We start from the raw sequence: 13,896 nt of genomic DNA, 5'->3' as shown, positions 1-13,896 counted from the left end.
TTTACTGGACCCGTTACCCAACCTGAAATCCGAATCTTCCGCGCTGCCGTCGTTACCCCCGGCCCCGCCGCCCCCCTCCAGAACAGGAGTGTGAGCCATGGCCCGACTGCATCCGACCCGCCTGTACCCGGCCCGCACCGCCGCGCGCGCCGCCGCCCGCGCCGCCGCGCGCACCCGGGCCGACAATGCCGCCATCTGGCAGGTGCTGGCCCTGCTGCTGCTGGGCGCCGCCCTGCTGCTGCCCACCCTGCTGCCCGGCCTGGCGCAGGCCGACCCCCGGCTGCTGGCCCAGGCCCGGCGCGGCGATGCGGTGGCGGCCGAGATGCTGGCGGCGCAGTACGAGACCGGCGCCGGCATGCCCAGGAACCTGTCGGAAGCCGCACGCTGGTACCGCCAGGCCGCCGAGGCCGGCAGCCGCAATGCCCAGTTCGCCATCGGCCAGTTCCTCGAAACCGGCACCGGCATCACCGCCGACGCGGCCGCCGCCGCCCGCTGGTACCTGAAGGCGGCACGCCAGCGCCATGCCGGTGCCGCCATCAACCTCGCCGGCATGCTGGCCACCGGCCGCGGCGTCGCTGCCGACCGGCTCAGCGCCTACCGGCTGCTGCTGCAGGCACAGGACTTCCCCGGCGCCGCCGGCGTGAAGGGCGTGCTGGACGCCAATATCGAGGCGATCGGCGCCGGGCTGTCGAAAAGCCAGCGCGACGCCGCCACCCCGCTCGATCCGGCCATGCTGGCGCTGGACGGCAAGGCGGCGAAGACCGCCTCGGCCGCCCGTCCCGCGCATTGATCTCCTAGTAGGAAATCTTCAGGACCTCGATCTGCTCGATCCCCTGCGGGGTGCGCAGGTCGACCACGTCGCCTTCGCGCGCCTTCAGCAGGGCGCGGGCCACCGGCGCAATCCAGCTGATCTCGCCCTGCTCCAGCCGGGCCTCGTCGATGCCGACGATGCGCACCGTGCGCTCGCTGTCATGCTGGTCGATATAGGTGACGGTGGCGCCGAAGAAGACCTGGGCGCGGTTCTTCTGCAGGGCCGGATCGACCATCTCGGCGATCTCCAGCCGCTTGAGCAGGAAGCGGATGCGGCGGTCGATCTCGCGCAGGCGCTTCTTGCCATACAGGTAATCGCCATTCTCGCTGCGGTCGCCGTTGCCGGCGGCCCAGGAGACGACCTCGACCACCTTCGGCCGCTCGACGGTCTTCAGCTCGCGCAGCTCGGCCTGCAGCCGCGCCAGCCCTTCCGGCGTGATGTAGTTCTTGGCACCGGCCGGGATCGGCGGCGCGACATCGTCCTCGGGGCCGTCATCTGGGTCGGCGTCGGTCTCTTTCGTGAAAGCCTTGCTCATGGCGGAATCCTATCACGGCATGGCATAAAGCGGCCATGACCGTGCTCTATATCGATGCCGATGCCTGTCCGGTGAAGGACGAATGCTACCGCGTGGCCGGGCGCCACGGGGTGGAGGTGGTGGTGGTCGCCAATGCCTGGCTGGCGAGCGTGCCGCGCGGCCCCGGCTTCCGCCAGGTCACCGTGGGCGATGCGCTCGATGCCGCCGACGACTGGATCGCCGACCATGCGACCGCCGCCGATGTGGTGGTGACGGCCGACGTGCCGCTGGCCGGGCGCTGCGTGAAGGCCGGCGCCACCGTGCTGGCACCGAACGGGCGCGGCTTCACGGCCGACAGCATCGGCATGGACCTCGCGGTGCGCAACCTGATGACCGACCTGCGGGCGGCCAGCCCGACCGAGCGGGTGGGCGGCGGGCCGAAGCCGTTTTCGCAGAAGGACCGCTCGGCCTTCCTGCAGGCCCTGCACGAGGCCATCGTCAGACTGAAGCGGGCGTGAAGCCGGAGCGGGCGTGAAGCCGGAGCGGCGCGCGCCTCAGAGCTGGTTGGCGGAACGGCTGATGGTCTTGATCGGGCCGCGCGGGCGGCCGGATTTCTCGGCGATGTCGCGGTCCTGCGCCTCGATATAGGCCTTCGCGGCATCGTCGCCTTCCAGCCCGCCGAGCAGGTCGGCCGGCACCCGGCGGTTCGAGGTCTGGGCACCGTCCTGGTAGATCACGTCGAACATGATCACCGTAGCATTGGGATTCTGCTTTTTCTTCGCGGTCTTGGCCATGGGGAGGCCTCCTGGCTGAATACGGGGACGGCGGCTCAGGGCTCGCCGGTATCGCCGCCGGCCGGCTCTGCGCCGCCCTCGTCGCCAGGCTCGCGCCCGGCCTTGCGGCGCTCGGATTCCTCCTGCCGCTTCTGCAGCTTTTCCTGCTTCTTCTGTTCCTTGGCGCGGTTGCGCTCGGCACGCTGCTGGTTGTAGTTCGGCTTGAAGGCCATCGGATGATCCCTCCCCTGTATGTTCGGGCCCTGTCCGGGCCTGGCTCCGGGCTTGCGCCCTCGGCCGAAAAACGAAGGGGGCATCCGTTGCCGGATGCCCCCTCGCGGAACGCTGCTGAAGCGGTTCAGAGCGGCTTCAGGTTCACCGCCGAGGTCTTGCCGCGCTTCGGATCGCGCTGTTCCTCGAAGGAAATCTTCTGGCCTTCGTCGAGACCGGCAAGGCCCGAACGCTGCACGGCGGAGATATGGACGAACACGTCCGCACCGCCGGCTTCCGGCTGAATGAAACCATAACCCTTGGTGCTGTTAAACCACTTCACGGTACCGACAGCCATGGCTGTGATCCTTCTCTTCTTCGGGTTGGCGGCGACCGGGATTGGTCCTCCGCATCAGACTATGTCCAGGAGTAGCGGGGTCTGGACATCCAGGGTCTGATGAAAACCCGTGGAGCAGGCAGGCCGGCAGTCCGTCTAGAATGACACCCCGAAGATAGGCAATCCGGCGCAGCAATCAAGCCCCGGGAGCCCCGGCTTCGGTGACAAAAACGGGCCGGATCATGTGCTTACATGCATTTCCGGCCCGCTGGCGCCCTTTTTGCCGTTGATTCGCCACCGCGCCGGGTCTAAGGAACCTGCTTCCATCGGACTGCATACCGCCATGAGCACCGCTCCCGACAGCCGCGACACGGTCTTTCCCGCTGCCGTATCACACCGGCTGCACGGGATTTTCTTCGACCTCTGGCGCTTCGGCAGCCATGCCCTGGTCGGCTGGCGGCCGAGCCGGCTGGGCATCGAGATCATCACCGTGCCCAAGGTGCGGCTGTTCGCCGGGCATGGCCAGCATCTGCCGGCCTTCAGCGAGGGCGGCCTGATGGACGGCGCCGCCCTGGACGATGCCGCCCGGATGCTGGACGTGCAGCCGGTGGAACTGCGGCTGGACCGCCCGATCGGCACCGGCCCCGACGAGATTCCCCCGGCGCTGGTCGCACAGGCCTTCCGGCTGTTCACCGTGACCAAGACCCTGCACCGCGCCGTGCTGCTGCTGGATATCGCCGGCTTCTCGAAAGCCACGCCGGAACAGCAGGCGGCGCAGCTGACCTCGCTGGAATTCTCGCTGAACCTGGCCGAGGAGATGGCGCGGGCCCATGGCCTCGGCGTCAGCTTCCGGCGCACCACCACCGGCGACGGCTTCTATGTGTGGAACGAGCGCACCGGCCTGCGCGCCGATATCGACTTCTTCTGCGCGGTGGCGATTTTCCAGATCCTGTTCGCCGCGCTGCGCCGCACCGCGACCGAGCCGGCCGCCGTGCCCGCCCTGCGGCTCTGCCTCAGCATCGGCAGCCATTTCCTCTATCACCAGCCGCGCAAGGACGGCAGCGACGGCGGCACCTTCATCGTCGGCGACGTCACCATCCAGGTGGCACGGCTGATCGGCACGGCTTTGCCGGAGCAGATCCTGGTCGGCGATTTCCGCCGGCCGCTCGGCCTCGGCCACAGCCATTGCGACAGCGAAACCTTCCTGACCGCGGTCAGCGAGCGGCTGGCCGCCCTGTCCGACCTGCGCGTGCTGGGCTATCGCATCGACCGCATCGGCTTCTACCTGACCGGCCCGCGCGCGGCCGATGGCGGCCACCGGCCGGCGCTGATCACCATCACCGACAAGCACGGTTTCGAACATCGCTGCTATAACGCCAAGCTGAACGCCTTCGCCGAACAGGGCGAGCCGTATTACTGCGGCCTGCAGCATGGCGACCTGGCGCCGCAGGCAGCCTGGCCGGCCGCCTAGCGCAGGCAGGAATCGAGGTCGAAATCCGCGAAGATGGCGGCGTCGAGCACCGCGCCGGTGAAATCGGTCGGCTGATGCCGGCCGCTGAAACTGCCGTTGCCGGAATAGATGCGCAGCCGGCCCGGCACGGCGCCGGTGAAATCGGCCCAGCGCAGGCCGGCGCCGGCGAAGCGGCAGCCGGCGATGCGCGCACCGGCAAAGCCGGCACCGGTCAGGGTGGCGCGGCTGAAACCGGCCAGCAGCAGGCTGGCGCGGTCGAAACGGCTGCCGCGCAGGTCGCAACCGGTGAAATCGGCGCCATCCAGGTCCAGCCCGCTGAAATCGTGCCAGGGCAAGGCCAGGCCGGCCAGCGCCAGCGGCCGCCCGGCGGCGCCGTCGCTCTGCATCCAGGCCCGGTGCCCGGCGATTGCCGCCGCCAGCTCCGGCGCGAAATCGGCCGGCGCGACCAGCCGGATGCGCGACTCGAACCCGTCCGGGGCGACGCCGCGCAGCACCGCGCCGGAAAAATCGGCACCGGCGGCCACCGCCTTTTCCACCGTGGCATTGACGATCTGCGCCCGGCTGAGATTGGCACCGACCAGCCGGGTGCCGATCAGCCGCGCATCGCTGAGATTGGCGCCGCTCAGATTCGCATAGGACAGATCCGCATCGCGCAGGTTGCTGCCGAAGAAATTCGCGCCGGACAGATCGGCACCGACCAGCGACGCGCCACTGAGATCGACGCCCGAGAACTGCGCGCGGGCGGCATTGGCATAGTCCAGCAGGCAGTTGCTGAGATCGGAGACATCGATGCCCATCCGCGCCTGCCCGGCATCCCGGTGCGGCCCCGGCCGCATCATCACGCCGCCGCGGAAATCGGCCTCGACCAGGATGGCATTGTTCAGATTGGCGCCGGCCAGGCTGGTGCCGCGCAGGATGGCCCGGGTCAGGTTGGCATTCTGCAGGTCGGCGCGGCCGAGATCGGCGCCGAACAGGTCGGCCTCGGCCAGGTCGGCGCGCGCCAGCCGGGCACGCTGCAGGTTGCTGCCGGTCATCCGCGCCCGCTGCAGCGAGTGGCCGGCGAAATCGGCCTCCTGCAGGTCGCGATGCGACAGGTCGACGATCCCGGTATCGGATTCCCACCAGCGCGGGTCACGCGCAACGGGATCCCACGGGGCCGGATCGGGCTGGCTGGGGGTATGGGCGGCGGCAGACATGGTAAATGCGGGGTTGCAGGCGGGCGCCTGTTTACCACATTCCGTATGTACGCAAAGGACTATGTTTTACAGCGGTTCCAAAATGAAACCGCCGGCCCGGGGCGGATGCCCGGGCCGGCGGCCGGTCGTGACTACGATGTGATGCGCGGGCGGGGTTACAGCCCCTTGACGATGTCTTCCACCATCTTCTTGGCGTCGGCCAGCAGCATCATCGTGTTGTCCTTGTAGAACAGGTCGTTGTCGATGCCGGCATAGCCCGAGGCCATCGACCGCTTGACGAACAGCACGGTCTTGGCCTTGTCCACATCCAGGATCGGCATGCCGTAGATCGGGCTTTTCGGGTCGTCGCGCGCCGCCGGGTTGGTCACGTCGTTGGCGCCGATCACAAAGGCGACATCGGCGGTCTGGAACTCGGAGTTGATCTCCTCCAGCTCGAACACCTCGTCATAGGGCACGTTGGCCTCGGCCAGCAGCACGTTCATGTGGCCGGGCATGCGGCCGGCCACCGGATGGATGGCGTAGCGGACCTCGACGCCCTCTTCCTTCAACTTGTCGGCCATCTCGCGCAGGGCATGCTGGGCCTGGCTGACCGCCATGCCGTAGCCCGGCACGATGATCACCTTGCCGGCATTCTTCATGATGAAGGCGGCGTCGTCGGCCGAGCCCTTCTTGTAGGGCCGGTCGACCTTCTCGCCGCCGGCCGCCGCGGCGGCATCGCCGCCGAACCCGCCGAGGATCACGTTGAACAGCGAGCGGTTCATGCCCTTGCACATGATGTACGAGAGGATGGCGCCCGAGGAACCGACCAGCGCGCCGGTGACGATCAGCGCCGGATTCTGCAGGGTGAAGCCGATGCCGGCCGCCGCCCAGCCGGAATAGCTGTTCAGCATCGAGACGACGACGGGCATGTCGGCGCCGCCGATCGGGATGATGATGGTGAAACCGACGATCAGCGCCAGCAGCGTGACCGCCCAGAACAGCTCGCGGCTGGGATTGATGCAGAAGGCGACGATCAGGGCGAGGATCACCAGGCCGATCAGGGCATTCAGCATATGCTGGCCCCTGAAGATCACCGGGCTGCCCGAGACCAGGCCCTGCAGCTTGGCGAAGGCGACCAGCGAGCCGGAGAAGGTGATGATGCCGATCACCACGCCGAGCGACATCTCGATGCGGCTGGCCACCGTGATCTGGCCGCCGGCATCGAGGATGCCGTAGGGCGCCGGGTTGTAGAAGGCGGCGGCCGCCACCAGCACGGCGGCAAGGCCGACCAGGCTGTGCATCGCGGCCACCAGCTGCGGCATCGCCGTCATCTGGATGCGCCGCGCCAGCACGGTGCCGACGCCGCCGCCGATCACCAGCGCGATCAGCACCCAGACGATGGAACCGCCGAGATCGCCGAGATTGGCAATGGTGGTCAGCACGGCAATTGCCATGCCGGTCATGCCGAAGATGTTGCCCTGGCGACTGGTTTCCGGCGACGACAGGCCGCGCAGCGCGAGGATGAACAGAACGGAGCTGACGAGATACAGCAGCGCAGTCAGTTGGATGGGCATGGCTGCGCGCTCCTCACTTCTTTTCTTTTTTCTTGTACATCGCCAGCATGCGCTGGGTGACGAGGAAGCCGCCGAAGATGTTGACGGCGGCCAGCGCGATGGCGATCAGGCCGAAGATCTTCGAGGCATCGAAGGCAGCCGAGGCGCCGGCGGCGATCAGCGCGCCGACGATGATCACCGACGAGATCGCGTTGGTCACCGACATCAGCGGCGTGTGCAGGGCCGGGGTGACGCTCCAGACCACGTAATAGCCGACGAAGCAGGCCAGCACGAAGATCGAGAGCAGCGAGAAGAAGGAATAGACTTCGGCCATGGCTCTCAGGCCCCCTCTTTCAGCATCGGATGGACGACGGCGCCGTCCTTCGCCACGCAGGTGCCGGTGACCGTCTCGTCCTCGAAATTGAAGGCGAAGGTCTTGGCATCCTTGTCCCAGTGCGGCGACAGGAAGTTCCACAGATTCTTGGCGAACAGGTTGGAGGCATCCACCGGCACGCGGCTCGGGTAGTTGCTGTAGCCGACGATGCGCACGCCGCCGGCATCGACCACCTGGTCGACCTTCGACAGCGGGCAGTTGCCGCCGGCCTCGGCCGCGAGGTCGACGATCACCGAACCGGGGCGCATGGTCTTCACCATCTCCTCGGTCACCAGCACCGGGGCCGGGCGGCCCGGGATCAGCGCGGTGGTGATGACGATATCCTGCTTCTTCACCGTCTCGGCGATCAGCGCGGCCTGCTTGGCCTTGTATTCCGCCGACATTTCCTTGGCGTAGCCGCCCGAAGTCTGCGAGGCGCGGGCTTCCTCGTCATCGACCCAGACGAACTTGCCGCCGAGGCTTTCCACCTGTTCCTTGGTGGCCGGGCGCACGTCGGTCGCGGACACGACCGCGCCGAGGCGTTTCGCTGTCGCAATGGCCTGCAGGCCGGCAACGCCGACGCCCATGACGAAGACGCGGGCCGGTGCGATGGTGCCGGCGGAGGTCATCATCATCGGGAAGGCGCGGCCGAAATGCTGGGCCGCATCCAGCACCGACTTGTAGCCGGCGAGATTCGACTGCGAGGACAGGATGTCCATCGACTGGGCACGGGTGATGCGCGGCATCAGTTCCATGGCAAAAGCCGTCACCCCGGCGGCGGCATAGGCCTTGACCTGGTCGCGCTGCTGCAGCGCCGCGAGACCGGCAACCAGCACGGCGCCCTTCTTCAGCAGCGCCAGCTCGTCATTGCCCTCGTCGGCCGTCATCGGCCGCTGCACCTTGAGGACCATGTCGGCATCGCCGACCGCCGCCTTCGCATCCGGCGCGATCTGCGCGCCCATGGCGGTATACTGGTCGTCCGGAATGTCGGAGGCGAGACCGGCACCGGTCTCGATCACCACCGTGCAGCCCAGCCCGGTGAATTTCTTCGCCGTCTCCGGCGAGATGGCGACGCGCTTCTCGCCGGCGCGGCGTTCCTTCGGGATGCCGATTTTCATTCTGTCCCCCCTCGAGTCTCTGGAAAAAGCGGAAGCCGCGGCATGCGCCGCGGCCGGGGTCAGAGCAGGAACAGCGCCATCAGCACCAGCAGGACGATGCAGGCAATCGTGCCCCACTTGGTCATCGCCATGAACGCGCCGTAAGCAGCCTTGTGCTGGCTGATATCCATCGTGCCCATCTGATGCTCGGACATAATCTTCTCTCTCCTGGTCGGGAATACGGGGCGGGCCCTGCGGACGGGCCCTGCCGGGGCGGGATATTACGCTGGCGGCGGAAAGTGTTACAACCCTTTTGCTGCAGCGCCAAAAGGCATCAGGCGGAGATGCCGACCACCTGGCCGACCGCCCGGTTCAGCCCGGCATTGTCGTTGGCGGCGTAAGCGCTGCTGGCCCTTGCGGCAGCAGTCTGGCTGCCGGGGGCGGCGCCGGCCGGGATGCCGGTTCCGCCGCTGTCGGCGCCGGCTTCGGCATCGCCGCCCTGCAGGGCCTGCTGGCGCTCGGCGGCCTCGGCTTTCTCGGCCGCCTTCTCGATCTCCTGCTGCTCGGTCTCGGCACGCTTCTCCTCGCGGATCTGCGCCAGCGCCTGCAACCGCAGCTGGGCGGCGGCGGCGGCCACGGCGCGGTCCTGGCCCGAGGGATCGGCCGGCGCCAGCGCGGCGGCGGCCACCTGGGCGGCTTTCTGCAGGGTGGCCTCGGGGTCGCTCTCGGGCCCGAGATCGATGGCCACCTCGCCGCTGGTCGCATAAAGCTGGCCGTCGGGGCCGCGGGTATATTCGTAGGACGGCGCGCCAGCATACTGGCCGCCGACCGCGGCATGGGCGCGTTCATGGGCGCGGACTTTGGCGTCGATCTGCCTGAGTTCGGCGACCTGCTGCTTTTCCTCCTCGCTCAGTTCGCCGGCCTGCTTCGCCTCGCCGCCACTGCCGCCGCCCTGCTCCTGGGCGGTCAGCAGGGTGGTGCCGCTGGCCAGCGCCCCGCCGCCCGCGGAGGATACGGCGACCGGACGGGTGGCGGCCGGGGGGATGGCGGCCGGCGCGGCAGGCGGCCGGGCCTCGCTGCCGTCATCGACGCCCAGCACCCGCAGGCCGGGGAATTTCGACTGCAGCAGTTCCTTGAGCCGGGCGCCGTGGGTGCTGCATTCCAGCGACGTGCAGATGCCGCCCCGGCCGTCATCGACGCCCAGGGTGGCGGTCTGGCCGCCGCCGAAACCGGCGCTGCCGTAGCTGGAGAAGGAGCCCGGCGAATAGAGCGACAGGCCGCCGATCATGCGGTGCGTGTCCCCGGTTGCCGTCTGGTTACCGCCGCATTGTCCGGGCAAAGCCGGCCCGGCTCAAGCCTTTTCCACAGGCGGCAGGCCGGCGGATTCCAGCGCGGTTTCCTGCCGTTTTTGCAGTGCCGCCACGTCGAAATCCGCGATCAGGTCGTGGAACATGCGGTGCCAGTTGATCTCGGCCTTCAGATGCAGGAAGACACCGCCGAGCCCGATCGCGGCACGGTCCATGAAGACGAATTCCCGCGGCGGGGTGACGCCGCCCAGTTCCTTCAGGCGGCGATGCACCCTCTCCGCCACCTCGCGGCCGTAGAGGCCGGAGGATTCCATCTCCTGGATCTGCCGCGGCCGGTCTTCCAGCAGCGGCGCATAGACGAAGGCGGCCCAGAGATTCAGCGTGTCGATGACTTCATTGCTGAGGCCGGAGAAGCCCCAGGTCTCGTAGGCATGCACGGCCAGCGCGCGGTCGTCGGTGGAGATGGCGCGGTAGAGGTCGATCACGCCGCCGACGAATTTCGGCGGGAAAATGCGGATGCAGCCGAAATCCAGCAGGTTGATGCCGAGATCCTCGCGCACCGTGTAATTACCCAGATGCGGATCGCCATGGATCACGCCGCAGCGGTAGAAGGGCACATACCAGGCGCGGAACAGGTTCAGCGCGATGCGGTTGCGGGTCTCCTGCGGCGCGCCGGCGAAGTCCAGCAGCCGCCGGCCCTCCAGCCAGGTCATGGTCAGCAGCCGCCTGGTGGTCAGCTCCGGCAGCACCTCGGGCACATGCACGTCCGCCTCGCCGTCCAGCATGCCGGCATAGAGCGCCATGTGGCGGCTTTCCTGCTGGTAATCCAGCTCCTCGCGCAGGCGGGCGGCGATCTCGGCATGGATATGGGTGGTGTCGATGGCCGCATCCCAGCGCCGGTAGATGGCGAAGATCAGCTGCAGCTGGCGCAGGTCGGCCTCCACCGCCGAAGCCATGTCGGGATACTGCAGCTTGACGGCGAGATTGCCGCCATCCCTGGCCGTGGCCCGATGCACCTGGCCGAGGCTGGCCGCCGCGGCGGCGGTGAGGTCGAAGCTTTTGTACTGCGCCTGCCAGTGCGGCCCGAGTTCGGCGGTCATGCGCCGTTTCACGAAGGCCGGGCCCATGGCCGGCGCATTGGCCTGCAGCTGCGCCAGTTCCTGCACGTATTCCTGCGGCAGCGCATCCGGGATGGTGGACATGATCTGCGCCACCTTCATCAGCGGGCCTTTCAGCCCGCCCAGCGCGGCGCGCAGGTCGGCGGCATGGCGGCCGCGATCCATCTTCACGCCCAGCACCCGTTCGGCACCCAGCCGCGCGGCCAGTCCGCCGACCGAACTGCCGACCCTGGCGTAGCGGCGGACCCGGCCGAGCGTGCTGTCGCTTTCCGGCATCGGCCGCGCCTTACGAGAGCCGCTCCAGCTCGTCGATGAAGCCGGCAATGATGCCCAGCCCCTTCGACCAGAAGGCCGGGTCGGAGGCATCCAGCCCGAAGGGCTGCAGCAGTTCCTGGTGGCGCAGGGTGCCGCCGGCCTTCAGCATCTCGAAGTATTTCTCCTGGAAACCCTGTTCGGCATCCTGGTAGCGGGCATAGAGCGCGTTCACCAGGCAGTCGCCGAAGGCATAGGCATAGACGTAAAACGGCGAATGGATGAAATGCGGGATATAACACCAGAAGGTGCTGTAATCCTTGTCGTAGCGGAAGGCCGGGCCGAGACTTTCCTTCTGCACGCCCATCCAGATCTCGCCCAGCCGGTCGGGCGTCAGCTCGCCGCCGCGCCGCGCCGCATGCACCTGGCGCTCGAACTTGAAGAAGGCGATCTGGCGCACCACGGTGTTCAGCATGTCCTCGACCTTCGAGGCCAGCATGATCTTGCGCCGCTCGGGCCCCGCCGCATCCAGCAGGGCGCGGAAGGTCAGCTGCTCGCCGAAGACCGAGGCCGTCTCGGCCAGGGTCAGCGGCGTATCCGACATCAGCGGGCCCTGCTCGGCGGCCAGCAGCTGGTGCACGCCATGGCCGAGTTCGTGGGCGAGCGTCATCACGTCGCGGGTGCGGCCCTGGTAGTTCAGCAGCAGATACGGATGCGCGCTCGGCACGGTGGGATGGGCGAAGGCGCCCGATGCCTTGCCTGGCCGCGCCGGCGCATCGATCCAGGCATTGTCGAAGAAGCGGCGGCCGAGATCGGCCAGCTTCGGCGAGAAGCGGCCATAGGCCTTGAGCACGATATCCTGCGCCTCCGGCCAGGCGATCGCGCGGTCGGTATCTTCCGGCAACGGCGCGTTGCGATCCCACCAGGGCAGCTTCTTCGCCCCCATCCACTGCGCCTTCAGCTTGTAGTAGCGGTGCGAGAGCTGCGGATAGGCGGCGGTGACGGCATCGGTCAGCGCATTGACGACGTCCGGCTCGACGCAGTTGGACAGATGGCGGAAGGCTTCCGGCGTCGGATATTTGCGCCAGCGATCCTCCACCTCCTTGTCCTTGGCCAGGGTGTTGGTGACCAGCGCGAACAGCCGCACATTCTCGCGGAACACCATCGCCAGCGTCTTCGCCGCCTTGCGGCGGGTGGCGGCATCCTTGTCCGACAGCTTGTGCAGTACCTGTTCGGCGGTCAGCTTCTCGCGCCCCCACGGAAAGCGCAGGCCGGCCATGGTCTCATCGAACAGCCGGTTCCAGGCGGCGCGGCCGGCCACCGCCTTTTCGTGCAGCAGCTGCTCGAGTTCGTCGCTGAGCTGGTGGTCGCGGAACAGCCGCAGATCGCGCAGCCACGGCCGGTAATGCGCCAGCTTTGCCGAGGCGGCGTATTTCTGTTCCAGCGCCGCATCCTCCAGCCGGTTCAGCTCCAGCGTCAGGAACAGCAGCTTCGTGCCGATATCGTTCAGCTTCTCCTGCATGTCCTGGTAGAAGCCGGCGATCTTCGGATCGGCCATGTCGCCGGCATAGGACAGCGAGGCGAAGGCATACATCCGCCCGGTCAGGTCATGCAGCTTTTCGTATTCGGCGATCACGCCGGCGAGATCGTCGCCCGAGGCCTGGGCGATGCGGCCCTTCCAGTCCTGCTCCAGCTTCGCCGCGCGGGCCGCCACATCGGCCAGGTCGCGCTTCAGTTCCGGCGCGTCGAGGCCGGGATAGAGATCGGTCAGGTCCCAGACGGGCAGCGGGCCAAGATTGTCCGCTTTGGGAGTCTCGGCTGTGGCGGGGGAAGCCATGGCAATCCTCGGGGTTTTTTGTAACGGCTTTAATATATGGGGCCGGGCGGCGGTTTTGCCAGCCCGTCACAGCCGCCCGCAGCGTCAGGCCAGCAGGAAATGCGCGTGGGCGGCCGCCACCGGCCGGGCCGGATCGTCCTGCCAGGCCTCGGCGCGCACATTGGCGATGCGCCGGCCATGCTTGGTGATCACCGCCCGGGCAAAGGTCTCGACCGGCCGGGCCGAGCGCAGGTAATCGACCTGCAGGTCGATGATCTTGGGGATCGCGTCGGTCTCGGCTGCCCAGATCAGCTGCACGATGGCGGCCGATTCCAGCAGGGCACCGACCACGCCGCCATGCAGGGCCGGCAGGCGCGCATTGCCGATCAGCTTCGGATCGGCCGGCAGCACGCAGACCGGGCCGCCATCGCTGCCTTCCCGTGCGGTCAGGCCGAGAAAGCGGAAATACGGCACGGCATTGAGGAAGACCTCGAAGCTTTTCGCCGCGCGGGCTTCGGCGATCAGGGCGGAGAGATCGAGGCTCATGCCGCACCCTCCGGCTTTACCGTGCCTTTCGGTACGGCATTACCGACTGCGCCTTTCGGCATGGGCGGCTTGTCGGACGAGCCGATCATGAAGGTGGCCAGGCAGTTGGCAACCCAGTCGTCAGGCGTTTCCGGGTGATAGGCCCGCGCCCGCACGAAGGCGATCGAACGGGTCAGCTTGTAGCATTCGGCCGTGGCGTAGAGTTCCTTCTGCGCCAGGGCCGGCTTCAGGTAGTCGATGCGCAGGTCCAGCGTGGCGATCGCCTGCAGCTGCTGCAGCGCGGCGAATACCGCCATGCCGCCCACCGTGTCGATCAGCGAGGTGACCGCACCGCCATGCAGCACGCCGCTGGCCGGATCGCCGACCAGCTGCGGATTGTAGGGCAGCGAAAGCGTGACGCCGTCATGGCCGATGGCGATCACCCGGATACCGAGCGCGCCGCAATGCGGGATGCCTTTCAGCACGATGGCCTCGACCACCTTGGGATCGACGCCGGCGGGATCGATTTTCGGCAGGCTGCTGTCGGGCTGCTCGCTCATCGGC

Annotated in this window: 16 protein-coding genes and 1 pseudogene; 3 read left to right on the top strand and 14 right to left on the bottom strand. The window is 67.9% G+C overall.

Features of this window, described 5'->3' with window-relative positions:
- Nucleotides 1–97 precede the first annotated feature (97 nt).
- Nucleotides 98–790 (top strand): tetratricopeptide repeat protein, encoded by a 693-nt coding sequence (locus ACEQZY_RS18215; RefSeq protein WP_370156314.1) that lies wholly within the window; start codon nucleotides 98–100, stop codon nucleotides 788–790.
- A 4-nt stretch (nucleotides 791–794) separates the two neighbouring features.
- Here the strand turns inward: ACEQZY_RS18215 and greB are convergent, their stop codons facing one another.
- Nucleotides 795–1,346, bottom strand: coding sequence for a transcription elongation factor GreB (greB, locus tag ACEQZY_RS18210; protein ID WP_341705499.1), 552 nt, complete (start codon nucleotides 1,344–1,346; stop codon nucleotides 795–797).
- A gap of 35 nt (nucleotides 1,347–1,381) precedes the next feature.
- On the opposite strand from greB, the gene ACEQZY_RS18205 reads away from it, so the two are divergent.
- Nucleotides 1,382–1,843, top strand: a complete 462-nt coding sequence (locus ACEQZY_RS18205; RefSeq protein ID WP_370156312.1) for a YaiI/YqxD family protein — start codon at nucleotides 1,382–1,384, stop codon at nucleotides 1,841–1,843.
- Nucleotides 1,844–1,879: 36 nt separating this feature from the next.
- On the opposite strand, the gene ACEQZY_RS18200 is transcribed toward ACEQZY_RS18205, so the two are convergent.
- From ACEQZY_RS18200 to ACEQZY_RS18190, 3 genes are all read right to left on the bottom strand, one after another.
- Nucleotides 1,880–2,119 (bottom strand): hypothetical protein, encoded by a 240-nt coding sequence (locus tag ACEQZY_RS18200; RefSeq protein WP_370156310.1) that lies wholly within the window; start codon nucleotides 2,117–2,119, stop codon nucleotides 1,880–1,882.
- Nucleotides 2,120–2,154: 35 nt separating this feature from the next.
- A complete protein-coding gene (locus tag ACEQZY_RS18195; RefSeq protein WP_341705496.1) occupies nucleotides 2,155–2,331 on the bottom strand; it encodes a hypothetical protein in 177 nt (58 codons plus the stop codon).
- Nucleotides 2,332–2,456: 125 nt separating this feature from the next.
- Entirely contained in the window at nucleotides 2,457–2,666 is a 210-nt protein-coding gene (locus ACEQZY_RS18190; RefSeq protein ID WP_341705495.1) for a cold-shock protein, read from the bottom strand.
- 322 nt (nucleotides 2,667–2,988) lie between these two features.
- Here ACEQZY_RS18190 and ACEQZY_RS18185 point away from each other — a divergent pair, with 322 nt between their 5' ends.
- Nucleotides 2,989–4,116: a hypothetical protein gene (locus tag ACEQZY_RS18185; protein WP_341705494.1), complete on the top strand. Its 1,128-nt coding sequence runs from the start codon at nucleotides 2,989–2,991 to the stop codon at nucleotides 4,114–4,116.
- Here the strand turns inward: ACEQZY_RS18185 and ACEQZY_RS18180 are convergent.
- The 10 genes and pseudogenes from ACEQZY_RS18180 to ACEQZY_RS18135 all read right to left on the bottom strand — a co-directional run bounded on the left by ACEQZY_RS18180 (nucleotide 4,113) and on the right by ACEQZY_RS18135 (nucleotide 13,892).
- Nucleotides 4,113–5,312 (bottom strand): pentapeptide repeat-containing protein, encoded by a 1,200-nt coding sequence (locus ACEQZY_RS18180; protein ID WP_370156307.1) that lies wholly within the window; start codon nucleotides 5,310–5,312, stop codon nucleotides 4,113–4,115. The two genes, ACEQZY_RS18185 and ACEQZY_RS18180, sit on opposite strands and share 4 nt — an antisense overlap.
- 155 nt (nucleotides 5,313–5,467) lie before the next feature.
- On the bottom strand, nucleotides 5,468–6,865 hold the full coding sequence (locus ACEQZY_RS18175; RefSeq protein WP_370156305.1) for an NAD(P)(+) transhydrogenase (Re/Si-specific) subunit beta: 1,398 nt from the start codon (nucleotides 6,863–6,865) through the stop codon (nucleotides 5,468–5,470).
- Between the two features lie 13 nt (nucleotides 6,866–6,878).
- Nucleotides 6,879–7,145: pseudogene (locus tag ACEQZY_RS18170) on the bottom strand (proton-translocating transhydrogenase family protein); the annotation flags it as partial.
- Between the two features lie 38 nt (nucleotides 7,146–7,183).
- Nucleotides 7,184–8,335: a Re/Si-specific NAD(P)(+) transhydrogenase subunit alpha gene (locus tag ACEQZY_RS18165; protein WP_341705577.1), complete on the bottom strand. Its 1,152-nt coding sequence runs from the start codon at nucleotides 8,333–8,335 to the stop codon at nucleotides 7,184–7,186.
- 59 nt (nucleotides 8,336–8,394) lie between these two features.
- The gene (locus ACEQZY_RS18160; protein ID WP_341705578.1) at nucleotides 8,395–8,529 is read right to left on the bottom strand and encodes an aa3-type cytochrome c oxidase subunit IV; all 135 of its coding nucleotides are present in this window, start codon (nucleotides 8,527–8,529) and stop codon (nucleotides 8,395–8,397) included.
- 119 nt (nucleotides 8,530–8,648) lie between these two features.
- Entirely contained in the window at nucleotides 8,649–9,602 is a 954-nt protein-coding gene (locus ACEQZY_RS18155) for a putative metalloprotease CJM1_0395 family protein (protein ID WP_370156303.1), read from the bottom strand.
- Between the two features lie 63 nt (nucleotides 9,603–9,665).
- On the bottom strand, nucleotides 9,666–11,015 hold the full coding sequence (locus ACEQZY_RS18150; protein WP_370156301.1) for an ABC1 kinase family protein: 1,350 nt from the start codon (nucleotides 11,013–11,015) through the stop codon (nucleotides 9,666–9,668).
- A 10-nt stretch (nucleotides 11,016–11,025) separates the two neighbouring features.
- The gene (locus ACEQZY_RS18145; protein ID WP_341704137.1) at nucleotides 11,026–12,828 is read right to left on the bottom strand and encodes a M3 family oligoendopeptidase; all 1,803 of its coding nucleotides are present in this window, start codon (nucleotides 12,826–12,828) and stop codon (nucleotides 11,026–11,028) included.
- An 84-nt stretch (nucleotides 12,829–12,912) separates the two neighbouring features.
- Nucleotides 12,913–13,353: a PaaI family thioesterase gene (locus tag ACEQZY_RS18140; protein WP_341704138.1), complete on the bottom strand. Its 441-nt coding sequence runs from the start codon at nucleotides 13,351–13,353 to the stop codon at nucleotides 12,913–12,915.
- On the bottom strand, nucleotides 13,350–13,892 hold the full coding sequence (locus ACEQZY_RS18135; protein ID WP_341704139.1) for a PaaI family thioesterase: 543 nt from the start codon (nucleotides 13,890–13,892) through the stop codon (nucleotides 13,350–13,352). Before ACEQZY_RS18135 ends, ACEQZY_RS18140 begins: the two co-directional genes overlap by 4 nt.
- Between the last annotated feature and the right edge of the window lie 4 nt (nucleotides 13,893–13,896).

Origin of the sequence: Ferrovibrio sp. (assembly GCF_964218355.1) — a bacterium.
Lineage (GTDB): Bacteria > Pseudomonadota > Alphaproteobacteria > Ferrovibrionales > Ferrovibrionaceae > Ferrovibrio.
Note: the sequence above shows the minus strand (reverse complement) of the source record. Positions and strands in the feature narration are given on the sequence as shown.